At 55.5% G+C, this 22,314-nt stretch carries 13 protein-coding genes and 3 rRNA genes; 4 read left to right on the top strand and 12 right to left on the bottom strand.

Annotated elements, in window-relative coordinates:
- Positions 1 to 181: 181 nt before the first annotated feature.
- The 3 genes from rtcR to V1566_RS04105 all read left to right on the top strand — a co-directional run bounded on the left by rtcR (position 182) and on the right by V1566_RS04105 (position 3,129).
- Positions 182 to 1,756, top strand: coding sequence for an RNA repair transcriptional activator RtcR (rtcR, locus tag V1566_RS04115; RefSeq protein ID WP_395305140.1), 1,575 nt, complete (start codon positions 182 to 184; stop codon positions 1,754 to 1,756).
- Between the two features lie 105 nt (positions 1,757 to 1,861).
- Complete coding sequence (gene panS, locus V1566_RS04110; RefSeq protein WP_395305139.1) at positions 1,862 to 2,806, top strand: ketopantoate/pantoate/pantothenate transporter PanS; 945 nt, start codon at positions 1,862 to 1,864, stop codon at positions 2,804 to 2,806.
- A 50-nt stretch (positions 2,807 to 2,856) separates the two neighbouring features.
- Positions 2,857 to 3,129 (top strand): DUF3811 domain-containing protein, encoded by a 273-nt coding sequence (locus V1566_RS04105; protein ID WP_395305138.1) that lies wholly within the window; start codon positions 2,857 to 2,859, stop codon positions 3,127 to 3,129.
- On the opposite strand, the gene rluF is transcribed toward V1566_RS04105, so the two are convergent.
- The 5 genes from rluF to metH form a co-directional block, all read right to left on the bottom strand.
- Complete coding sequence (rluF, locus tag V1566_RS04100; protein ID WP_395305137.1) at positions 3,130 to 4,002, bottom strand: 23S rRNA pseudouridine(2604) synthase RluF; 873 nt, start codon at positions 4,000 to 4,002, stop codon at positions 3,130 to 3,132.
- Between the two features lie 54 nt (positions 4,003 to 4,056).
- Entirely contained in the window at positions 4,057 to 4,374 is a 318-nt protein-coding gene (locus V1566_RS04095) for a CcdB family protein (RefSeq protein ID WP_029740630.1), read from the bottom strand.
- Entirely contained in the window at positions 4,374 to 4,667 is a 294-nt protein-coding gene (locus tag V1566_RS04090; RefSeq protein ID WP_395305136.1) for a type II toxin-antitoxin system CcdA family antitoxin, read from the bottom strand. The genes V1566_RS04095 and V1566_RS04090 overlap by 1 nt, the downstream gene beginning before the upstream one ends.
- A gap of 95 nt (positions 4,668 to 4,762) precedes the next feature.
- The gene (locus V1566_RS04085; protein WP_395305135.1) at positions 4,763 to 6,394 is read right to left on the bottom strand and encodes a Na/Pi cotransporter family protein; all 1,632 of its coding nucleotides are present in this window, start codon (positions 6,392 to 6,394) and stop codon (positions 4,763 to 4,765) included.
- A gap of 116 nt (positions 6,395 to 6,510) precedes the next feature.
- Positions 6,511 to 10,194, bottom strand: a complete 3,684-nt coding sequence (metH, locus tag V1566_RS04080) for a methionine synthase (protein ID WP_395305134.1) — start codon at positions 10,192 to 10,194, stop codon at positions 6,511 to 6,513.
- A gap of 193 nt (positions 10,195 to 10,387) precedes the next feature.
- Between metH and iclR the strand changes: the two genes are divergently transcribed.
- Positions 10,388 to 11,215: a glyoxylate bypass operon transcriptional repressor IclR gene (iclR, locus tag V1566_RS04075; protein ID WP_311391385.1), complete on the top strand. Its 828-nt coding sequence runs from the start codon at positions 10,388 to 10,390 to the stop codon at positions 11,213 to 11,215.
- Between the two features lie 37 nt (positions 11,216 to 11,252).
- On the opposite strand, the gene aceK is transcribed toward iclR, so the two are convergent.
- The 7 genes from aceK to V1566_RS04040 all read right to left on the bottom strand — a co-directional run bounded on the left by aceK (position 11,253) and on the right by V1566_RS04040 (position 22,191).
- The gene (gene aceK, locus V1566_RS04070; RefSeq protein WP_395305133.1) at positions 11,253 to 12,989 is read right to left on the bottom strand and encodes a bifunctional isocitrate dehydrogenase kinase/phosphatase; all 1,737 of its coding nucleotides are present in this window, start codon (positions 12,987 to 12,989) and stop codon (positions 11,253 to 11,255) included.
- Between the two features lie 48 nt (positions 12,990 to 13,037).
- The gene (aceA, locus tag V1566_RS04065; RefSeq protein ID WP_029742132.1) at positions 13,038 to 14,342 is read right to left on the bottom strand and encodes an isocitrate lyase; all 1,305 of its coding nucleotides are present in this window, start codon (positions 14,340 to 14,342) and stop codon (positions 13,038 to 13,040) included.
- 31 nt (positions 14,343 to 14,373) lie between these two features.
- Positions 14,374 to 15,975: a malate synthase A gene (aceB, locus tag V1566_RS04060; protein WP_395305132.1), complete on the bottom strand. Its 1,602-nt coding sequence runs from the start codon at positions 15,973 to 15,975 to the stop codon at positions 14,374 to 14,376.
- Between the two features lie 270 nt (positions 15,976 to 16,245).
- Positions 16,246 to 17,175, bottom strand: coding sequence for a homoserine O-succinyltransferase (gene metA, locus V1566_RS04055; protein ID WP_059312978.1), 930 nt, complete (start codon positions 17,173 to 17,175; stop codon positions 16,246 to 16,248).
- 173 nt (positions 17,176 to 17,348) lie between these two features.
- Positions 17,349 to 17,464 (bottom strand): 5S ribosomal RNA (gene rrf, locus V1566_RS04050).
- A gap of 72 nt (positions 17,465 to 17,536) precedes the next feature.
- A 23S ribosomal RNA gene (locus V1566_RS04045) occupies positions 17,537 to 20,442 on the bottom strand.
- 209 nt (positions 20,443 to 20,651) lie between these two features.
- Positions 20,652 to 22,191: ribosomal RNA gene (locus V1566_RS04040) — 16S ribosomal RNA — on the bottom strand.
- The 16S, 23S and 5S rRNA genes sit together here, the layout of an rRNA operon.
- Between the last annotated feature and the right edge of the window lie 123 nt (positions 22,192 to 22,314).

The raw sequence follows: 22,314 nt of genomic DNA, 5'->3' as shown, positions 1-22,314 counted from the left end.
GTGTGCTCAACTTCGTGACGTTATCTGTATTGCCAGAAGCGTGCCAAAAACAAAAATCATCGTTCTATTTTTTTATTACATTGATTATTAATGGATTTTCATTGGTCGTTATTTTCTTCCATTGCCATTCGGCTCAGCGTTTTTTATCCTTAAATATCAATAATTATCTTTATGTATAAATATGAAAAAGCGACGGGTAGTGATTGGGGTGATTGGCACCGTGATGGATAAGCGGGGAAAACGGGCTAATCGCTTTCGCAAATGGCGTCCAACCGTTGGCCTATGCCAACAGCCGGATTTCCCGGTTGACAGGCTGGAGTTGCTTCATCAACCGCGAGACCTCGGCATGGCCCAGCAACTGGCGCAAGATATTGCGCTGGTTTCCCCCCATACCGAGGTGTGGCCCAGCGAAGTAATCATTGAAGATCCGTGGGATTTCGAAGAGGTTTACGCCGCATTTCTCGATTTTGCCACCCAGTACGCTTTTGATACCGAGCACGAAGAGTATTTCGTCCACATAACCACCGGCACGCATGTAGCGCAGATCTGCTGGTTCCTGCTGACGGAAGCTCGCTATCTTCCCGCCAGCCTTTTGCAAACCGGTCCAGCCGGAAAAGAAGCCTCAGCTGAGGAGATCGCAGCCGGAACTTACTCCATTATCGATCTGGATTTAAGCCGCTACACGACTCTCACCAACCGTTTTCAGCGCGAGCAGCAGCAGTCAATCTCATTTCTGAAAGCGGGCATTGATACGCGAAACGCCACTTTTAACAGTCTTATCGATAAGATTGAACGCGTGGCACTACGCTCCACAGCACCAATCCTGCTGACCGGTCCCACTGGCGCGGGCAAGTCGTTCCTCGCGAACCGCATCTATCAACTTAAGCAGTCACGCCATCAGGTTTCCGGCAAATTGGTATCCGTCAATTGCGCGACCCTGCGCGGTGATAACGCCATGTCCACGCTGTTCGGCCATGTGAAAGGGGCCTTTACCGGCGCACTGTCGGCACGCAGCGGCCTGCTGCGTGAAGCCGATGGCGGCGTCCTGTTCCTCGACGAGATCGCCGAACTAGGCCTGGATGAACAGGCCATGCTACTCAAAGCCATTGAAGAGAAAACTTTTTTCCCGTTTGGCTCCGACAAAGAAGTTCACAGCGATTTTCAGCTTATCGCCGGAACCCACCGTGATATGCGCCAGTGGGTGGCCGAGGGACGTTTTCGTGAAGATCTCTATGCCCGTATTAATATGTGGAGTTTTACCTTGCCCGGACTTGCACAACGGAAAGAGGACATCACGCCTAATGTCGACTACGAACTTCAACGTTTCTCCCGCGAAAGCCAGACGCAAATCCGCTTCGATAAAGAGGCGCGCGAATGCTATCTGGCATTTGCCTGTTCCACCAGGGCACTGTGGCGCGGCAATTTTCGTGAGCTGAGCGCCAGCGTCGCACGCATGGCGACGCTGGCAGAACAAGGACGTATTACTCAGGATCTAGTGCTGGAGGAGATTTCCCGACTTCAGACCGACTGGCAAACTGACGCGCCACCGCCTGCAGCTGATCTGGGTATTGACCTCTTTGACCAACGGCAACTGGAAACGGTGCTGGAGGTGTGTCGCCGCAGCGCATCTTTGTCTGAGGCCGGTCGAGAGCTGTTTGCCGTTTCGCGGCTCAAAAAATCCAATCCTAACGACGCCGACCGACTGCGCAAATATCTCGCTCGCTTTAGCCTGAGCTGGGAAAGCATCCAGTCATAATTCATTTGAATATTATTTCCTTACGCGATAAACAATAACTATAGCTGGGCTCGAACCCGGCTTTTTATAACAAACACACGCAACATTCATCGCAAGGAATTCAATATGTTATCCGTCATCACACGGCTGTTCCCGTTATGGGCGCTGCTGCTCTCCGTACTCGCGTATTACACCCCCGCCACCTTCACGGGCATTGGTCCGTGGGTCGCCACGCTGCTGATGCTGATCATGTTCGGTATGGGCGTGCATCTGAAAATCGACGACTTCAAACGCGTGCTGTCTCGCCCTGCGCCCGTCGCAGCGGGGATCTTCCTGCACTACCTGGTGATGCCGCTTGCGGCGTGGCTACTGGCGATGGCCTTTAAGATGCCGCCCGATCTCTCCGCCGGGATGGTGCTGGTAGGCAGCGTGGCCAGCGGCACGGCGTCTAACGTCATGATCTACCTGGCAAAAGGGGATGTGGCGCTGTCCGTCACCATTTCCTCCGTTTCCACGCTGGTGGGCGTGATTGCCACGCCGCTGTTAACCCGCCTGTACGTGGACGCGCATATTCAGGTGGACGTGACGGGCATGCTGCTCAGCATTCTGCAGATTGTGGTGATCCCGATTGCGCTGGGGCTGGTCATTCACCATCTTTTCCCGCGCGTGGTGAAAGCCGTTGAGCCGTACCTGCCTGCGTTTTCAATGGTCTGCATTCTGGCGATCATCAGCGCCGTGGTGGCAGGTTCCGCATCGCACATTGCCTCCGTGGGCTTTGTGGTGATCATCGCCGTGGTGCTGCATAACACTATTGGCCTACTGGGCGGCTACTGGGGCGGGAAGCTGTTTGGTTTTGACGAATCGACCTGCCGCACGCTGGCAATCGAGGTAGGTATGCAGAACTCCGGCCTGGCGGCGGCGCTCGGTAAAATTTACTTCTCCCCGCTGGCGGCCCTGCCTGGCGCGCTGTTCTCCGTCTGGCATAACCTCTCCGGCTCGCTGCTGGCAGGCTACTGGTCCGGCAAACCGATTGATGAACAAACGAAAAAAGATGCGGTGAAGCAGGGTTAATTTACGCGGCTTGCTTTACACTGAAGCCTCCCCATCAGGAGGCTTCAGCAATGGCTACACCACGTTTGACCCAGAAAGACATGACGGAAGCCGAGCAGCGCGAACTGAAAACGCTTCTCGACCGCGCCCGTATCGCACATGGCCGCACGCTGACGAACGCCGAAACCAATCAGGTGAAAAAAGAGTACATCGATAAGCTGATTGCGCAGCGTGACGCCGCGGCGAAAAAAGCCCGCAAGCTGAAAAAAGAGCAGGCTTATAAACCCGATGCAGAGGCGACCTTCTCCTGGTCCGCCACCACATCAACCCGTGGAAGGCGCTAATCAGCGCCCTTTCTTTTTACGCCCCGGCTGGGTAAAGCGCTTTCCGTTGCCCGGCTTGCCTCGCCCTTTCTCTTCCGCCTGCGGTGCCTTCACGACCGGGCGCTTAATCGCCTGGGTTTTCGGTTTGGCTTTGGCCTTCGGCTTCGCTTCGGACGAGGAGTCCTCGATAAGCTTGAACAGCTCAATCAGCTCGTCATCGGTTAAATCACGCCACTCGCCGAGGGGAATGCCCGACAGGCTGACGTTCATGATGCGGGTGCGTTCCAGCTTCGTCACGTCATAACCGAAGTGTTCGCACATGCGGCGGATCTGGCGGTTTAAGCCCTGCACCAGCGTAATGCGGAACGCGAACGGTGCTTCTTTCTTCACCTTACACTTTTTCGTGACGGTACCGAGGATAGGCACTCCGGCACCCATGCCACGAATAAATTCGTCCGTGACCGGCTTGTTCACCGTCACAATGTACTCTTTCTCGTGGTCGTTACCGGCACGCAGAATTTTGTTGACCAGATCGCCGTGGTTGGTGAGGAAAATCAGCCCCTGAGAGTCTTTATCCAGACGGCCAATCGGGAAGATACGGCTGCTGTGGTTCACGAAATCAACAATGTTGTCCCGCTCACCGTCTTCCGTGGTGCTGACAATGCCAACCGGTTTGTTCAACGCGATAAACAACAGGTCTTCAGCATCACGCGGTTCGATGACCTGACCATTCACTTTAACCACATCGCCAGGGGCCACCTGATCGCCGATGGTGGCGCGTTTGCCGTTAAGAAACACGTTACCTTGTTCAATGTAACGGTCAGCCTCGCGACGTGAGCAGATCCCGCTCTCGCTAATGTATTTGTTTAATCGGGTTGATTGAGTTGGCAGCATAGTTTCTCCTGTGAAGGGCGAAATATACCTTACCTTGCGGCTGACAAAAAAGTGTTAGTAACCGTTGATCAAAAAATCGAGTGCATCCCGCAGTGAAGCCCGGTTTTGCGTAAGATCGGCGACACGCTCGCCTAACTCTTTTGGCGATATGCCTGCCATCATGTGCATCATGACCACGCAAGGCTTACCCGCTATCTCAACGACAGGGCACACTTTCGCAGGCGGCTGAATGCCTCCCAGGTGGCTAAGCTCAACTGCGGGAGCAACCAGGACATGTTTCATCACATTGGCCACGGGATGCTGCATATTGATTAGCCAGGGATAGGCAGTTTTCCCCTTACCTTCATTCTCATAAGCAAAATATTGCTCCATCAGAACGACCTCTGAAAGTCACTAAAGGAGCCGTTTTCCTCAACCCATTGGTTAATGGCCTCGATAGAAGCTTTATTTTCAGCTAACCACTCTGCGCGCTGATGCGCACGAAACTGCTCCTGCAGTGCAGCCGTGAGCACGGCAGAGAGATTAAGTTTAAGCCGTCTCGCCTCTTCCAGGATTTCTGGCGCTAACGACACATTGACTGATTTTTTGATGCCATGAGTAGTGCGCATGAGAACCCCCATCAGAATGCGCATGAATTGGCGAAGTGTAGCGTAATAAACGAGCATTTTCTATTCCCTTAAAAATGTAAGGTCTGAAGAGTAAATGGCGCTTTATAAGTTGTCACGCCTCGCAAAACGCTTTTGCGAGGCGCTTTCAGAGATTAATACTCATCCCGCTCGTCGTCTTCATCCGGCTGTTCCATCACGCTGTACGCCACCGCGCAGAACAACGAGTTGAGACGCTTCATGTCCCCCAGCAGCCCCAGGTGCAGGGAGCTGGTTTCGATACTCTGCACGTTCTGCTGGTGCAGACGCTCGACGTGAGCGTGCGAGTAGCGGCGGTTGAGGATGCGGAAACGGTGCTTGTTACGGCGCAGGCGGCGGGCGCTCGGCACGTCGCTTGAGAAGAACACCGACATCGCCAGCTTCAGGTTGCTGACCAGCTGTTCGTGCAGTGCTTCCAGCTCCTTAAGGCCCTCACCTGAAAACGCCCGGCGCGCGGCAAGGGATTTATCAGCGATCTCGCTTCCCATACGCTCAACGATATCCGAAGCCTGCTCAAGGTTAAGCGACATCTCAATTATTTCCGCCCAGCGGCGGGACTCCTCTTCCGCCAGCTCGTCCTGCGGCATACGCGCCAGGTAAAGCTTGATGGCGGTATAGAGCACGTTGATGTCGTCCGCTAATCTGCGCAGCTCTTTCTCTTCACGCGGCTCGCCGTGCATCACCTTTTGCAGGCCTTCGAGCATGGTTTCCATTGCGTCGCCCATGCGCAGCGTCTCGCGCGCGGCATTCGCCAGCGCCAGCGCCGGGGTATCCAGCGCGGACGTATCCAGGTGCTTCGGTTTCAGGCGCGCATCCAGCTCCGGTTCGTCCTGAATGAGTCGTTCGCAGAAGCGGGCCATCGGCCCAGCAAAAGGTACCATCGCCAGGCAGCGCGCCAGGTTGTAGAAGACGTGGAAGTAGATCACCAGCTCCGCCTTCGGTAGCGCGAGGTTGTCCATCAGGTTCGCCAGCGGGTGGATAAAGGGCAGGATAATCAGGCTGCCCACCAGCTTAAACAGCAGGCTGCCGAGGGCCACACGGCGGGCAGCAGCGTTGGCCGCGCTGTTATTGAGCATCGCCAGCAGGCCCGAGCCGAGGTTAGCCCCGATCACCAGGCACAGCGCCACCGGGAAGGAGATCGCCCCTGCGGCAGTTAAGGTCGCCGTCAGAAGGACCGCCGCCAGGCTGGAGTAGCTGACGATGGCAAACACCGCGCCAATGAGCGCGTCAAGCATGATATCCCCGGTCAGGGAGGCGAAGATGACCTGCACGCCGTTGGCCTGGGTGATCGGCGTGACCGCCTGCACAATCAGCTCCAGCGCCAGCAGGATCAGCCCGAGGCCAATCCCTACGCGCCCGAGCTGCCCGGCGCGAGTCTGTTTGCGGCCGAGGAAGAAAATGACGCCGAGAAAAATCAGCAGCGGCGACAACCAGGAAAGATCGAAGGTCAGAATGCGCGCCATCAGCGCGGTACCCACGTCGGCCCCCAGGACGATCACCAGCGCCGGGGCCAGCGCCACCAAATCCTGCGCCACAAAGGAGGTGACAAGCAGGGTCGTGGCGTTACTGCTCTGAACCAGTGCCGTTACGCCAATACCCGCGCAGAAGGCGAGCGGCTTCTTCTCAACGCTGCTGCTGAGAACGGTACGTAAGCGCGCGCCAAAGACGCGCATCACGCCGGTACGGACGATATGGGTGCCCCAGACGAGCAGAGCGACTGCAGAGAGCAGATGTAACAGGGTCAGCACGGAATGTTTTCCTCCTTATCGTTATTCGTTTTCCTTAGGTTCAGTATAAGGGTTTAAACGTAAGAAAGAGACAGGGCGCCTAATGGGCGCCCTGTTTGTTGTAAGGAAAAGTGATTTTAGTCGGCGTCGTAGCCCAGATTCGGTGCCAGCCAGCGTTCGACTTCTGACACGCTCATGCCTTTGCGCAGGGCATAATCTTCGATCTGATCCCGCTGCAACTGCGCCACGGCGAAGTACTTGCTGTCCGGATGGCTGAAGTACCAGCCTGAAACGGACGCGCCCGGCCACATGGCGAACGACTCGGTGAGCTTCATGCCGGTATGGGTTTCCACGTCCAGCAGTTTCCAGATGGTGCCTTTTTCGGTGTGCTCCGGGCAGGCAGGATAGCCCGGCGCCGGGCGAATCCCCTGGTAGTTTTCGCGGATCAACTCCTCGTTGCTGAGGTTCTCATTCGCCGCGTAGCCCCAGTGTACCTTACGCACGCGCTCGTGCAGGTACTCGGCGAAAGCTTCCGCCAGGCGGTCGGCAATCGCTTTCACCATGATTTTATTGTAATCATCGTGCTGCGCTTCGAACGCATCCGCCAGCGCATCTTCTTCCAGACCGCCGGTTACCGCAAAGGCGCCGATATAATCGGCTTTACCACTTAACTTAGGTGCGACGAAATCGGCCAGGCAGTAGTTGGCAAAGCCCACTTTCTCCGTTTGCTGGCGCAGATGGCGGCTGACCGCCAGCACGTGGGTGCGGGTTTCATCGCGGTAAATTTCCACGTCGTCGCCCACGCGGTTCGCCGGAAACAGGCCCACCACGCCGCGCGGGTTGAGGGTTTTCTCTGCGCTCAGCGTGTCGAGCATGTCGTTGGCATCTTTAAACAGACGCTTCGCCTCCTCTCCTACCACCTCATCCTCCAGGATGCGCGGATATTTGCCCGCCAGCGACCAGGTCATAAAGAACGGCGTCCAGTCAATGTAGTTGCGCAGCGTCTCGATGCTTGCCGTTACGTCCTGCACGCCCAGACGGTGCGCGACCGGCGGCGTATAGCTGGACCAGTCAAACGCCAGATCGTTGTCGCGTGCCGCCTGAAGTGAAACAGGCGGGGTGCGCGGCTTCTTACGGCCGTGCTGGATGCGAACGGTTTCGTACTCTTTGCGGGTGCGCGCCACAAAATCGTCACGCTGGGTGTCGGAGAGCAGCGCGGAGACCACGCCCACCGTGCGCGAGGCGTTCTGCACGTACACCGTCGGGCCGCTGTAGTTCTGCTCGATTTTCACCGCCGTGTGCGCTTTCGAGGTGGTCGCCCCGCCAATCAATAACGGAATGGTGAAGCCCTGTCGCTCCATCTCTTTTGCCACGTTGACCATTTCGTCGAGCGACGGCGTAATCAGGCCGGAGAGGCCAATCAGGTCGGCGTTCACTTCGCGCGCGGTCTTGAGGATTTTGTCCGCCGGGACCATCACGCCGAGGTCAATAATTTCGTAGTTATTACACTGCAGCACTACGCCGACGATATTCTTGCCGATGTCGTGCACGTCGCCCTTCACGGTGGCGATAACCATCTTGCCGTTGCTGGAGCCTTTCTCTTTGCTGGCTTCGATGTAGGGCTCAAGATACGCCACCGCCTGCTTCATCACGCGGGCGGATTTCACCACCTGCGGCAGGAACATCTTGCCTTCGCCAAACAGATCGCCGACCACGTTCATGCCGTCCATCAGCGGGCCTTCAATCACCTCAATCGGGCGGGCTGCCTGCTGGCGCGCCTCTTCGGTATCGAGCTCGATAAATTCGGTAATGCCTTTGACCAGTGAGTATTCCAGACGCTTTTTCACGTCCCAGGAACGCCACTCGGCCTGCTGAACGTTTGCCGCCTCATCCGATTTGCTGCCGCGGTATTTTTCCGCCAGGTCCAGCATGCGCTCGGTGGCGTCGTCGCGGCGGTTAAGGATCACATCCTCTACGGCGTCGCGCAGCTCGGCAGGGAGGTCGTCATAAATCGCTAGCTGGCCGGCGTTAACGATCCCCATGTCCATGCCGTTGCGGATGGCGTAGTAGAGGAACACGGCGTGGATCGCTTCACGCACCGGGTCGTTACCGCGGAACGAGAACGACACGTTCGATACGCCGCCGGAGATCAGCGCATGCGGCAGCTCGCGCTTGATGTCTTCACATGCGCCGATAAAGTCCTGGGCATAGTTGTTGTGCTCTTCAATCCCGGTCGCGACGGCGAAAATGTTCGGGTCAAAGATAATGTCTTCCGGCGGGAAGCCCACCTCTTCGGTCAAAATCTTGTACGCGCGGCGGCAAATCTCAATTTTGCGCTCGCGGGTATCCGCCTGGCCCACTTCGTCGAAGGCCATCACCACCACGGCGGCACCGTAGCGGCGGACCATCTTCGCGTGGTGGATAAAGATATCAACCCCCTCCTTCATCGAGATGGAGTTAACGATGCCTTTACCCTGGATGCACTTCAGCCCTTTTTCGATAACTTCCCATTTGGAGGAGTCAATCATGATCGGCACGCGGGCGATGTCCGGCTCACCGGCAATCAGGTTGAGGAAACGCACCATCGCCGCTTCGGCGTCGAGCATCCCCTCGTCCATGTTGATATCGATAATCTGCGCGCCGCTTTCCACCTGCTGGCGGGCAACGTCCAGCGCTTCGTTGTATTTCTCTTCTTTGATCAGGCGCTTGAACTTTGCGGAACCGGTGACGTTAGTACGCTCGCCCACGTTCACGAACAGGCTGTCGTCGCCGATGGTCAACGGCTCGAGGCCGGAAAGGCGACAGGCAACCGGAAGCTCGGGCAGCTTGCGCGGCGGTAGCCCGGCCACGGCGTTGCTCATGGCCGCGATGTGCTCCGGCGTGGTGCCGCAGCAGCCGCCGACGATGTTCAGGAAGCCAGACTCTGCCCACTCGCGGATTTGCGCCGCCATGGTGTCGGCATCGAGATCGTATTCACCGAACGCGTTCGGCAGACCGGCGTTCGGGTGGGCGGTGACGTAGCATTCCGCGATACGGGAAAGCTCCTGCACATACTGGCGCAGTTCATCCGGCCCCAGCGCGCAGTTAAGGCCAAAGGAGAGCGCTTCGGCGTGGCGCAGGGAGTTATAAAACGCTTCGGTTGTCTGGCCGGACAGGGTGCGGCCGGAGGCGTCGGTGATGGTGCCGGAAATCATGATCGGCAGGTCAACGCCCAGCGCCTCAAACTCTTCTTTCACCGCGTAAATCGCGGCTTTGGCGTTGAGGGTGTCGAATACGGTTTCAATCAGGATCAGATCGGAACCGCCTTCCACCAGCGCTTTGGTCGATTCACGGTAGGCGGCAACCAGCTGATCGAAGGTGATATTACGAAACGCCGGGTCGTTGACGTCCGGTGAAATTGACGCGGTGCGGTTCGTCGGGCCAAGCACCCCGGCAACGTAGCGCGGCTTGTCAGGCGTGCGTGCCGTCCACTCGTCGGCGCAGGCGCGCGCCAGCTTCGCGGCTTCAAAGTTGATTTCCGCCGACAGGGATTCCATCTGGTAATCCGCCATGGCGATGGTTGTCGAGTTGAAGGTGTTGGTTTCAACGATATCCGCACCCGCTTCGAAGTAGGCGTTGTGGATATCCTTAATAACGGACGGCTTGCTGAGCACCAGCAGGTCGTTGTTCCCTTTGAGGTCGCAGGGCCAGTCGGCAAAGCGCTCGCCGCGGAAATCGTCTTCACTCAGACGATAGCCCTGGATCATGGTGCCCATGCCGCCGTCCAGCACCAGAATTCGTTCATTTAACTGCGCACGCAGTTGCTCTACTTTGCTGCTCACACTTGCTCCCGACAACGCTCAACAAGGCCAAAAGGCTGCGTTCCATACTGGCACAATCTCGCAGGGTGGAAAAGTCGCACAGCGGTAACATGAGACATGTTCACCATCACTCCTCCGATCAGTCAGGATAACGGTTGCAAATTCACCAAATAAAACGAAAATGATTTCCACGATACAGAAAAAGGAGATCGTCATGGTCGCGACCGTTCCCGCTAAACGCGGCAGAAAGCCTGCTGCCACTACCACCGCTCAACAGGGCGGACAGGTTCAATCGCTCACGCGCGGTCTGAAACTGCTGGAGTGGATAGCCGAGTCGCACGGCAGCGTGGCCCTGACGGAGCTGGCCCAGCAGGCTGGCCTGCCAAACTCCACGACGCACCGCCTGCTGACCACCATGCAGCAGCTGGGCTTTGTCCGCCAGGTCGGCGAGCTGGGGCACTGGGCGGTGGGCGCGCACGCCTTTATCGTCGGCAGCAGCTTCCTGCAGAGCCGCAACCTGCTGGCGATTGTGCACCCGATTCTGCGCAAGCTGATGGAAGAGTCCGGCGAGACGGTAAACCTGGCGGTGCTGGACCAGAGCGACCATCAGGCGATTATTATCGACCAGGTGCAGTGTACGCAGCTGATGCGCATGTCCGCACCGATTGGCGGCAAGCTGCCTATGCACGCGTCCGGGGCGGGGAAAGCGTTTCTCTCCCAACTGAGCGAGGAGCAGGTGACCGGGCTGCTGCACCGTAAAGGTTTGCACGCTTATACCCACGCCACGCTGGTGTCGCCCGTGCATCTGAAAGAAGATCTGGCCCTGACCCGCAAGCGCGGCTATTCGTTTGATGATGAAGAACATGCCCTGGGTCTGCGCTGCCTGGCGTCCTGCATTTTTGACGAACATCGCGAGCCGTTTGCCGCCATCTCCATCTCCGGCCCTATTTCACGCATGACCGACGACCGCGTGACCGAGCTGGGTGCGCTGGTGATTAAGGCGGCGAAAGAGGTGACGTTGGCGTACGGTGGGATTCGTTGAGATCGCTTTGCCGGGTGGTGGCTTCGCCTTACCCGGCCTACAGGATGCCCTCTGAAAATCTGATGCAAAACCGCTGCTTGCGGCGATAAGCGTACACATCTTCGACATGCCCATTTTTGATCCGCGTTTGTAGTCCGCGCCAGTAGCTGGCACGGAACAGATCCTCATGCATCTCTTCGAATAGCGGCCCGATGCGCGGGTCGGCGCACAGCCAGTGGCGAAACTCCTCCGGAAACACATCGCCCGGCGAGACGCTGTACCACGGCTCACCGGAAAGCTCATCTTCCGGGTAGCGGGGCGGCGGGATATCGCGGAAATTCACCTCGGTCATGTAGCAAATTTCGTCGTAATCGTAGAACACCACCCGCCCGTGACGGGTAACACCAAAGTTTTTAAATAGCATATCGCCGGGGAAAATATTGGCGGCGGCAAGCTGGCGAATCGCGTTGCCGTATTCTTCAATGGCATCCCTCAGCGCCTGACCTTCGGACTGCTCAAGCCAGATATTCAGCGGCACCATGCGGCGCTCAATGTAGAGATGGCTAATCACGATTTTGTCACCCAGATCGGTGATTTTCGCGGGCGCTTCCTGCATCAAAAGCGTCATGAGCGCCGGGTCGATCTGCTGTTTGTCCAGCACAAAGTTTTCGAATTCCTGGGTATCCGCCATGCGCCCGACGCGATCGTGCTCTTTAACCAGCTGATAGCAAGCGCGGACGTGCGCGGCGGTCATCTCTTTCTGCGGCGCGAATCTGTCTTTAATCACCTTAAAGACCCGATCGAAACCCGGCAGCGTAAAGACCAGCATCACCATGCCGCGAATGCCTGGCGCTTCGATAAACTGCTCATCGGCCGTGGTGACATAACGCAGGTACTCCCGGTAGCTTTCCGTTTTGGCGTGCTTCTGGCAGCCAATCGCCATATACAGCTCGGCGGTGGTTTTACCCGGCAGGATCTCGCGCAGCCACTCCACCAGCGCGGCAGGCAGCGGGGCGTACACCATGAAATAGGAGCGGGCGAAGCCAAACACGATGCTGGCCTCAGAGCTGGTGGTCAGGCAGGTATCGACAAACAGTTCCCCGTCGTCGGTACGATGAATCGGCAGCAGAAACGGCACAATGGCGGTCGGTGTAACCAGTTTGCCTACCAGCCAGGCGGCTTTATTGCGGTAGAAAAGCTCGTTGGCCACCTGCAAATGGCTGTGGCTGAGCACCTCCGCGCCGAAGGTTTCGTTGAGATGCGCGTGGATATAACCGATATCCCGGGTTTTATTCTCCCAAGGCAAGCGCAGCGGTAGATCCGTTAGCACGCGGTGCAGGAGCTTTTCCCATCCGCGATCGGGAAAGAAATCTTTCGCCAGCGGACGTGGAATGGTTCGAAAGCGTCGCTCGGGCTGGGAGCTGAAGATAAATAACCGCTCAGGAGATAGTGAGCGGTGGTCAAATAACCGGCAATAGACGGAGTTGAAAAAGCTCTCCGCAATTTCGAAGCGCGGGTAGTCGGGTAACAAATGGGTGTAATGCTCTTTGACGCGCAGTAAAAAATCCGCATCCGGGCTTTTACCGTCAGTGATACAGCGCAGCTGCTCCACCACCAGACCCACGTGGTGATCGTAGAGATGGATACGCTGCTTCATGGCCTGCTGAACCGCATGCCAGTCTGCATGTTCGAAGCGCTGCTGCGCGCCGGATGTCACTTCAAGAAAACGACCATACTGGGCATCAAAGCCCTGCAAAATAGTTTGGGCAATCAGCAATTCCAGACCACGCGACATATATTCCCCTTACCCAACCCTCTCCCCAGTGGGGAGAGGGGGAAAAGATTAGAACTGTGCTTCTTCCGTTGAACCCGTTAAGGCGGTGACGGAGGAGGTGCCGCCCTGAATAATCGTGGTCACATTATCAAAGTAGCCGGTGCCCACCTCCTGCTGGTGAGACACGAAGGTGTAGCCGTCTTTGCCCGCCGCAAACTCCGGCTGCTGCACCTTCTCAACGTAGTGCTTCATGCCCTCACCCTGCGCGTAGGCGTGCGCCAGGTCGAACATGTTGAACCACATGCTGTGGATGCCTGCCAGGGTAATGAACTGGTATTTGTAACCCATGTCGGACAGCTGCTGCTGGAAGCTGGCGATGGTTTTGTCATCCAGCTTTTTCTGCCAGTTAAAGGACGGCGAGCAGTTGTAGGCCAGCAGCTTGCCCGGGTATTTCGCGTGGATGGCGTCGGCAAAGCGTTTTGCCAGCGCCAGATCCGGCGTAGAGGTTTCACACCAGACCAGGTCTGCGTAAGGCGCGTACGCCAGGCCGCGGCTGATCGCCTGTTCAATGCCGGCATGGGTACGGTAGAAGCCTTCACTGGTACGCTCGCCGGTGATGAATTCGCTGTCGTACGGGTCGCAGTCAGAGGTGATCAGGTCCGCCGCGTCGGCATCGGTACGGGCAATCACCAGCGTCGGCACGCCGAGCACGTCAGCAGCCAGACGCGCGGCAACCAGCTTCTGAATCGCTTCCTGAGTCGGAACGAGCACCTTACCGCCCATGTGTCCGCATTTCTTCACTGACGCCAGCTGGTCTTCGAAGTGAACGGCCGCTGCACCGGCCTCAATCATCGATTTCATCAGCTCGAAGGCGTTCAGCACGCCACCGAAGCCTGCTTCCGCATCCGCAACGATCGGCAGGAAGTAGTCAGTAAAACGCGGATCGCCAGGTTCGATACCTGCGGCCCACTGGATCTGATCCGCACGGCGGAAGGTATTGTTGATCCGATCCACGACCGACGGCACGGAGTTAGCCGGGTAGAGCGACTGATCCGGGTACATGCTGGAGGCCAGGTTGGCGTCCGCCGCGACCTGCCAGCCGGAGAGGTAAATCGCCTCAATACCGGCCTTCGCCTGCTGCAGCGCCTGACCGCCGGTCAGCGCGCCGAGGCTGTTGATGTAGCCCTTTTTAGAGCCACCGTGCAGCAGCTTCCACATTTTCGCCGCACCGTTCTGTGCCAGCGTGCATTCCGGATTGACCGAGCCGCGTAATTTCACCACTTCCTCCGCGCTGTAAGGACGGCGGATGCCTTCCCAGCGAGGTTGTGTCCACTCTTTCTTCAACTCTTCGATTTGTTGGGTACGGGTTTTCATGTGCAGATGCTCCATATTGTTATGTGGTGAGTTACGCCAGGAAGCGGTAGCCCGGCAGGGTCAGGAAGTCGATTAAGTCGTCTGATGTGGTGATTTGCTCCATCAGGCGCGCAGCGTCGTCAAAACGTCCGCTGCTGAAGCGGTGTTCGCCCAGCTCGTCCTGGATCACCCGCATCTCTTCGGCCAGCATCTGGCGGAACAGGGATTTGGTTACCGGCTTGCCGTTGCTGAGCGTTTTTTGATGGTGGATCCACTGCCAGATGGAGGTACGTGAGATCTCCGCCGTCGCGGCATCTTCCATCAGGCCGTAGATCGGGACACAGCCGTTACCGGAGATCCACGCTTCGATGTATTGCACGGCGACGCGAATATTGGCACGCATGCCCTCTTCCGTCCGCTCGCCCGCACACGGAGCCAGCAGCTGTTCTTCAGCCGTTGGAGCATCCTCTTCGCGCGTGACAAACAGCTGGTTTTTATTGTCACCGAGTACGCGGTTGAAGACCTCCATCGCCGTATTGGCCAGGCCGGGATGGGCAATCCACGTGCCGTCGTGACCGTTACGGGCTTCAAGCTCTTTGTCAGCCTTCACCTTGTTGAGCACCTGATTGTTGCGCTCTGCGTCTTTGCTCGGGATAAATGCCGCCATGCCGCCCATCGCAAAGGCACCGCGCTTGTGGCAGGTTTTGATCAGCAGACGCGAGTAGGCGCTCAGGAATGGTTTATCCATGGTGACCACCTGACGATCCGGCAGCACGCGATCGGGATAGTTTTTCAGGGTTTTGATGTAGCTGAAAATATAGTCCCAGCGTCCGCAGTTCAGGCCGACAATGTGGTCGCGCAGGGCGTGCAGAATTTCATTCATCTGGAACACGGCTGGCAGCGTTTCAATCAGCAGCGTGGCCTTGATGGTGCCGCGCGGCAGGTTGAAACGATCTTCCGCATAGCTGAAGACCTCGCTCCACCAGGCCGCTTCCTGCCAGGCCTGCGTTTTTGGCAGATAGAAATAAGGTCCGCTGCCTTTTGCCAGCAGGTTCTTGTAGTTGTGGAAGAAATAGAGTGCGAAATCAAACAGGCTGCCCGGAATGGCTTCCCCACGCCAGGTAACATGTTTTTCAGGCAGGTGCAGGCCGCGTACGCGACAAATCAGCACAGCCGGGTTCGGTTTGAGCTGGTAAATTTTGCCGGCTTCGTTGGTATAGCTGATTGTGCCGTTCACGGCGTCGCGCAGGTTGATCTGCCCGTCGATAACTTTGTTCCAGTCTGGCGCCAGTGAGTCCTCAAAATCGGCCATAAAGACTTTAACGTTGGCGTTCATGGCGTTAATCACCATTTTGCGCTCTACCGGACCGGTGATCTCAACGCGACGATCCTGTAAATCTTCAGGGATGCCGCGGATTTTCCACTCACCACGACGAATGGAAGCGGTTTCCGAAATGAATCCAGGCAACTTGCCATCGTCAATTTCCTGCTGCTGATGAATGCGTGCCGCCAGCAGCTTATTACGCTGCGGCGTAAAGCGGGTCACCAGTTCAGTCAGAAACTCTACCGCTTCCGCCGTCAAAACTTGCTGTTCTTGCTCGCCATACGGCTGGGTAAAGGCCAGTTCATCGACCGTCGTTGCCTGTTGAGTCATTACTCTGCTCCTCATCAAAGATCCAAAATCACGCCCCCGATGCGAACGAAAGATCGTTGGGTAGTTTTCGCTCAGCAGAATTAAGACTATCTATATTTTTTTCAAAATCAAAAATAATTTCCATTTTAATTGTTAATTGCCATTAATTAATTGATTTTATTGAGATTAAAGTTTGATCGAATGGTGAGTGACATTTCGGAAATAAAAAAGGCACCCGAAGGTGCCTGATTTGAATAGCTGAAACGCTTTAGGATCGTTTAATGCAGAAGATTACTCCAGCGTCGGATTCATGTGACGCAGATCGTATGGCGTTATCTGGTAGACGTAATAGTTGAGCCAGTTAGTGAAAAGCAAATTCCCGTGGCTGCGCCAGGTTGCTCTCGGTTTGTTTTGCGGATCGTCTTTTGGGAAGTAGTTGTACGGTACTTCCGGATTAAGACCCGCTTCGACATCACGGAAATACTCTGACGCGAGAGTATGCGGATCGTATTCAGGATGCCCGGTCACAAAAGCAATGCGTTTATCCTTGCTGGCAAACAGATAAGCATCTCCATCTTCCGTTTCGGCCAGGATCTCCAGATCGGTGTAATCACGAATCAGCTGGGCCGGGAAATCGGCGTAGCGAGAATGTGGGGCCAGGAAAGAGTCATCGAAACCACGCGTCAGCAACGCATGTGGATGAAGAATGTGGTGTTCGTATACGCCGGAAAGCTTTTCAGTGCGGGTTTGCTTGGGGATGCCATAAAGAATATTCAGTGCGGCTTGTACCGCCCAACAGACAAACAATGTCGACGTGACGTGATCTTTTGCCCACTCCAGAACCTGTTTGATCTGCGGCCAGTACGCGACATCATTAAATTCAACCAGACCGAGCGGCGCGCCGGTCACAATCAGTCCGTCGAAGTTTTCACCCTGAATGTCATCGAAGTTACAGTAGAAGTTGTTCAGATGCTCAGAAGGCGTATTACGCGACTCACGGGCATCGATTCGCAGCAGCTGAATATCGACCTGCAGCGGAGAGTTCGACAGAAGACGCAGGAACTGGTTTTCTGTTTCGATCTTTTTTGGCATCAGATTGAGAATAAGCACCTTCAGCGGGCGAATTTCCTGACCTGTCGCACGCGAAGCCGTCATCACGAAGACGTTCTCTTCACGCAAGAAATTGACGGCTGGTAGCTCGTCCTGCACCCGAATCGGCATAACTTAATATCCTCACAGCACACGTATAAACGTTTAGACATCCAGATAGCTAACGATACCCAGAAACGTTATGAATGTCGAGTCTGCAAGCGGAAGGTGAGAAAGTTTCAAGGAAGGGGAAAGTAAAAAGCAAAAAACCCCGCACCTTACGGTACGGGGTTCTTCTAATTGATGCCTGGCAGTTCCCTACTCTCACATGGGGAGACCCCACACTACCATCGGCGCTACGGCGTTTCACTTCTGAGTTCGGCATGGGGTCAGGTGGGACCACCGCGCTAAAGCCGCCAGGCAAATTCTGTTAAATCTGTATCAAAGCTGAAAATCTTCTGTCTCTCGTCCGCCGAAACAGCTTCGGCGTTGTAAGGTTAAGCCTCACGGTTCATTAGTATCGGTTAGCTCAACGCATCGCTGCGCTTACACACCCGACCTATCAACGTCGTAGTCTTCAACGTTCCTTCAGGACCCTTAAAGGGTCAGGGAGAACTCATCTCGGGGCAAGTTTCGTGCTTAGATGCTTTCAGCACTTATCTTTTCCGCATTTAGCTACCGGGCAATGCCATTGGCATGACAACCCGAACACCAGTGATGCGTCCACTCCGGTCCTCTCGTACTAGGAGCAGCCCCCCTCAATTCTCCAGCGCCCACGGCAGATAGGGACCGAACTGTCTCACGACGTTCTAAACCCAGCTCGCGTACCACTTTAAATGGCGAACAGCCATACCCTTGGGACCTACTTCAGCCCCAGGATGTGATGAGCCGACATCGAGGTGCCAAACACCGCCGTCGATATGAACTCTTGGGCGGTATCAGCCTGTTATCCCCGGAGTACCTTTTATCCGTTGAGCGATGGCCCTTCCATTCAGAACCACCGGATCACTATGACCTGCTTTCGCACCTGCTCGAGCCGTCACTCTCGCAGTCAAGCTAGCTTATGCCATTGCACTAACCTCCTGATGTCCGACCAGGATTAGCTAACCTTCGTGCTCCTCCGTTACTCTTTGGGAGGAGACCGCCCCAGTCAAACTACCCACCAGACACTGTCCGCAACCCGGATTACGGGTCTACGTTAGAACACCAGCCATTAAAGGGTGGTATTTCAAGGGCGGCTCCACGCAGACTGGCGTCCACGCTTCAAAGCCTCCCACCTATCCTACACATCAAGGACCAGTGTTCAGTGTCAAGCTATAGTAAAGGTTCACGGGGTCTTTCCGTCTTGCCGCGGGTACACTGCATCTTCACAGCGAGTTCAATTTCACTGAGTCTCGGGTGGAGACAGCCTGGCCATCATTACGCCATTCGTGCAGGTCGGAACTTACCCGACAAGGAATTTCGCTACCTTAGGACCGTTATAGTTACGGCCGCCGTTTACCGGGGCTTCGATCAAGAGCTTCGCGTTGCCGCTAACCCCATCAATTAACCTTCCGGCACCGGGCAGGCGTCACACCGTATACGTCCACTTTCGTGTTTGCACAGTGCTGTGTTTTTAATAAACAGTTGCAGCCAGCTGGTATCTTCGACTGATTTCAGCTCCACCCGCAGGGGCTTCACCTACATATCAGCGTGCCTTCTCCCGAAGTTACGGCACCATTTTGCCTAGTTCCTTCACCCGAGTTCTCTCAAGCGCCTTGGTATTCTCTACCTGACCACCTGTGTCGGTTTGGGGTACGATTTGATGTTACCTGATGCTTAGAGGCTTTTCCTGGAAGCAGGGCATTTGTTACTTCAGCACCGTAGTGCCTCGTCATCACACCTCAGCGTTAATAAGGTACCGGATTTACCTGGAACCTCCGCCTACATGCTTAAACCGGGACAACCGTCGCCCGGCTAACATAGCCTTCTCCGTCCCCCCTTCGCAGTAACACCAAGTACAGGAATATTAACCTGTTTCCCATCGACTACGCCTTTCGGCCTCGCCTTAGGGGTCGACTCACCCTGCCCCGATTAACGTTGGACAGGAACCCTTGGTCTTCCGGCGTGCGGGCTTTTCACCCGCATTATCGTTACTTATGTCAGCATTCGCACTTCTGATACCTCCAGCACCCCTCACAGGACACCTTCAACGGCTTACAGAACGCTCCCCTACCCAACAACGCATACGCGTCGCTGCCGCAGCTTCGGTGCATGGTTTAGCCCCGTTACATCTTCCGCGCAGGCCGACTCGACCAGTGAGCTATTACGCTTTCTTTAAATGATGGCTGCTTCTAAGCCAACATCCTGGCTGTCTGTGCCTTCCCACATCGTTTCCCACTTAACCATGACTTTGGGACCTTAGCTGGCGGTCTGGGTTGTTTCCCTCTTCACGACGGACGTTAGCACCCGCCGTGTGTCTCCCGTGATAACATTCTTCGGTATTCGTAGTTTGCATCGGGTTGGTAAGCCGGGATGGCCCCCTAGCCGAAACAGTGCTCTACCCCCGAAGATGAGTTCACGAGGCGCTACCTAAATAGCTTTCGGGGAGAACCAGCTATCTCCCGGTTTGATTGGCCTTTCACCCCCAGCCACAAGTCATCCGCTAATTTTTCAACATTAGTCGGTTCGGTCCTCCAGTTAGTGTTACCCAACCTTCAACCTGCCCATGGCTAGATCACCGGGTTTCGGGTCTATACCCTGCAACTTAACGCCCAGTTAAGACTCGGTTTCCCTTCGGCTCCCCTATACGGTTAACCTTGCTACAGAATATAAGTCGCTGACCCATTATACAAAAGGTACGCAGTCACACCACGAAGGTGCTCCCACTGCTTGTACGTACACGGTTTCAGGTTCTTTTTCACTCCCCTCGCCGGGGTTCTTTTCGCCTTTCCCTCACGGTACTGGTTCACTATCGGTCAGTCAGGAGTATTTAGCCTTGGAGGATGGTCCCCCCATATTCAGACAGGATACCACGTGTCCCGCCCTACTCTTCGAGTTCACAACCTGTGTGCTTTCGTGTACGGGAGTATCACCCTGTACCCTGCGACTTTCCAGACGCTTCCACTAACACACAAGCTGATTCAGACTCTGGGCTGCTCCCCGTTCGCTCGCCGCTACTGGGGGAATCTCGGTTGATTTCTTTTCCTCGGGGTACTTAGATGTTTCAGTTCCCCCGGTTCGCCTCGTTAACCTATGTATTCAGTTAACGATAGTGCAACGAATTGCACTGGGTTTCCCCATTCGGACATCGCCGGGTCAAAGGTTCATATCACCTCGCCGGCGCTTTTCGCAGATTAGCACGTCCTTCATCGCCTCTGACTGCCAGGGCATCCACCGTGTACGCTTAGTCGCTTAACCTCACAACCCGAAGATGTTTCTTTCTATACATCACCGACTTGCGAAAATTTGAGAGACTCGAACACACCATTAAAGATGTGTCGTTTCAATTTTCAGCTTGATCCAGATTTTTAAAGAGCAAAACTTCTTAATGCACTCAAAAGTACATTCAGAAGTTCATCATTCATCAGACAATCTGTGTGGACACTACAAAGGCAGGTTCTTTAAGGTAAGGAGGTGATCCAACCGCAGGTTCCCCTACGGTTACCTTGTTACGACTTCACCCCAGTCATGAATCACAAAGTGGTAAGCGCCCTCCCGAAGGTTAAGCTACCTACTTCTTTTGCAACCCACTCCCATGGTGTGACGGGCGGTGTGTACAAGGCCCGGGAACGTATTCACCGTAGCATTCTGATCTACGATTACTAGCGATTCCGACTTCATGGAGTCGAGTTGCAGACTCCAATCCGGACTACGACGCACTTTATGAGGTCCGCTTGCTCTCGCGAGGTCGCTTCTCTTTGTATGCGCCATTGTAGCACGTGTGTAGCCCTACTCGTAAGGGCCATGATGACTTGACGTCATCCCCACCTTCCTCCAGTTTATCACTGGCAGTCTCCTTTGAGTTCCCGGCCTAACCGCTGGCAACAAAGGATAAGGGTTGCGCTCGTTGCGGGACTTAACCCAACATTTCACAACACGAGCTGACGACAGCCATGCAGCACCTGTCTCAGAGTTCCCGAAGGCACCAAAGCATCTCTGCTAAGTTCTCTGGATGTCAAGAGTAGGTAAGGTTCTTCGCGTTGCATCGAATTAAACCACATGCTCCACCGCTTGTGCGGGCCCCCGTCAATTCATTTGAGTTTTAACCTTGCGGCCGTACTCCCCAGGCGGTCGACTTAACGCGTTAGCTCCGGAAGCCACGCCTCAAGGGCACAACCTCCAAGTCGACATCGTTTACGGCGTGGACTACCAGGGTATCTAATCCTGTTTGCTCCCCACGCTTTCGCACCTGAGCGTCAGTCTTTGTCCAGGGGGCCGCCTTCGCCACCGGTATTCCTCCAGATCTCTACGCATTTCACCGCTACACCTGGAATTCTACCCCCCTCTACAAGACTCTAGCCTGCCAGTTTCGAATGCAGTTCCCAGGTTGAGCCCGGGGATTTCACATCCGACTTGACAGACCGCCTGCGTGCGCTTTACGCCCAGTAATTCCGATTAACGCTTGCACCCTCCGTATTACCGCGGCTGCTGGCACGGAGTTAGCCGGTGCTTCTTCTGCGGGTAACGTCAATCGACAAGGTTATTAACCTTATCGCCTTCCTCCCCGCTGAAAGTACTTTACAACCCGAAGGCCTTCTTCATACACGCGGCATGGCTGCATCAGGCTTGCGCCCATTGTGCAATATTCCCCACTGCTGCCTCCCGTAGGAGTCTGGACCGTGTCTCAGTTCCAGTGTGGCTGGTCATCCTCTCAGACCAGCTAGGGATCGTCGCCTAGGTGAGCCGTTACCCCACCTACTAGCTAATCCCATCTGGGCACATCTGATGGCAAGAGGCCCGAAGGTCCCCCTCTTTGGTCTTGCGACGTTATGCGGTATTAGCTACCGTTTCCAGTAGTTATCCCCCTCCATCAGGCAGTTTCCCAGACATTACTCACCCGTCCGCCGCTCGTCACCCAGGAGCAAGCTCCTTGTGCTACCGCTCGACTTGCATGTGTTAGGCCTGCCGCCAGCGTTCAATCTGAGCCATGATCAAACTCTTCAATTTAAGTTTGATGCTCGTGAATTAAACTTCGTAATGAATTACGTATGTTCACTCAGAGACTTGGTATTCATTTATTGTCCGGAGACATTAAGAATCCATGTCACTTTGAGTGCCCACACAGATTGT

This window comes from Enterobacter sp. ECC-019, assembly GCF_043974075.1.
In the GTDB taxonomy this organism is placed as follows: Bacteria; Pseudomonadota; Gammaproteobacteria; order Enterobacterales; family Enterobacteriaceae; genus Enterobacter; species Enterobacter asburiae_D.
The sequence above is the reverse complement of the archived record's forward strand: the minus strand, read 5'-3'. Positions and strand labels throughout refer to the sequence as shown.

Excerpts from the sequence above, each read along its gene's own strand:
- rtcR (WP_395305140.1), top strand. The coding sequence starts at position 182 with ATGAAAAAGCGACGGGTAGTGATTGGGGTGATTGGCACCGTGATGGAT.
- panS (WP_395305139.1), top strand. The coding sequence starts at position 1,862 with ATGTTATCCGTCATCACACGGCTGTTCCCGTTATGGGCGCTGCTGCTC.
- V1566_RS04105 (WP_395305138.1), top strand. The coding sequence starts at position 2,857 with ATGGCTACACCACGTTTGACCCAGAAAGACATGACGGAAGCCGAGCAG.
- rluF (WP_395305137.1), bottom strand. The coding sequence starts at position 4,002 with ATGCTGCCAACTCAATCAACCCGATTAAACAAATACATTAGCGAGAGC.
- V1566_RS04095 (WP_029740630.1), bottom strand. The coding sequence starts at position 4,374 with ATGGAGCAATATTTTGCTTATGAGAATGAAGGTAAGGGGAAAACTGCC.
- V1566_RS04090 (WP_395305136.1), bottom strand. The coding sequence starts at position 4,667 with ATGCTCGTTTATTACGCTACACTTCGCCAATTCATGCGCATTCTGATG.
- iclR (WP_311391385.1), top strand. The coding sequence starts at position 10,388 with ATGGTCGCGACCGTTCCCGCTAAACGCGGCAGAAAGCCTGCTGCCACT.
- aceK (WP_395305133.1), bottom strand. The coding sequence starts at position 12,989 with ATGTCGCGTGGTCTGGAATTGCTGATTGCCCAAACTATTTTGCAGGGC.
- aceA (WP_029742132.1), bottom strand. The coding sequence starts at position 14,342 with ATGAAAACCCGTACCCAACAAATCGAAGAGTTGAAGAAAGAGTGGACA.
- aceB (WP_395305132.1), bottom strand. The coding sequence starts at position 15,975 with ATGACTCAACAGGCAACGACGGTCGATGAACTGGCCTTTACCCAGCCG.
- metA (WP_059312978.1), bottom strand. The coding sequence starts at position 17,175 with ATGCCGATTCGGGTGCAGGACGAGCTACCAGCCGTCAATTTCTTGCGT.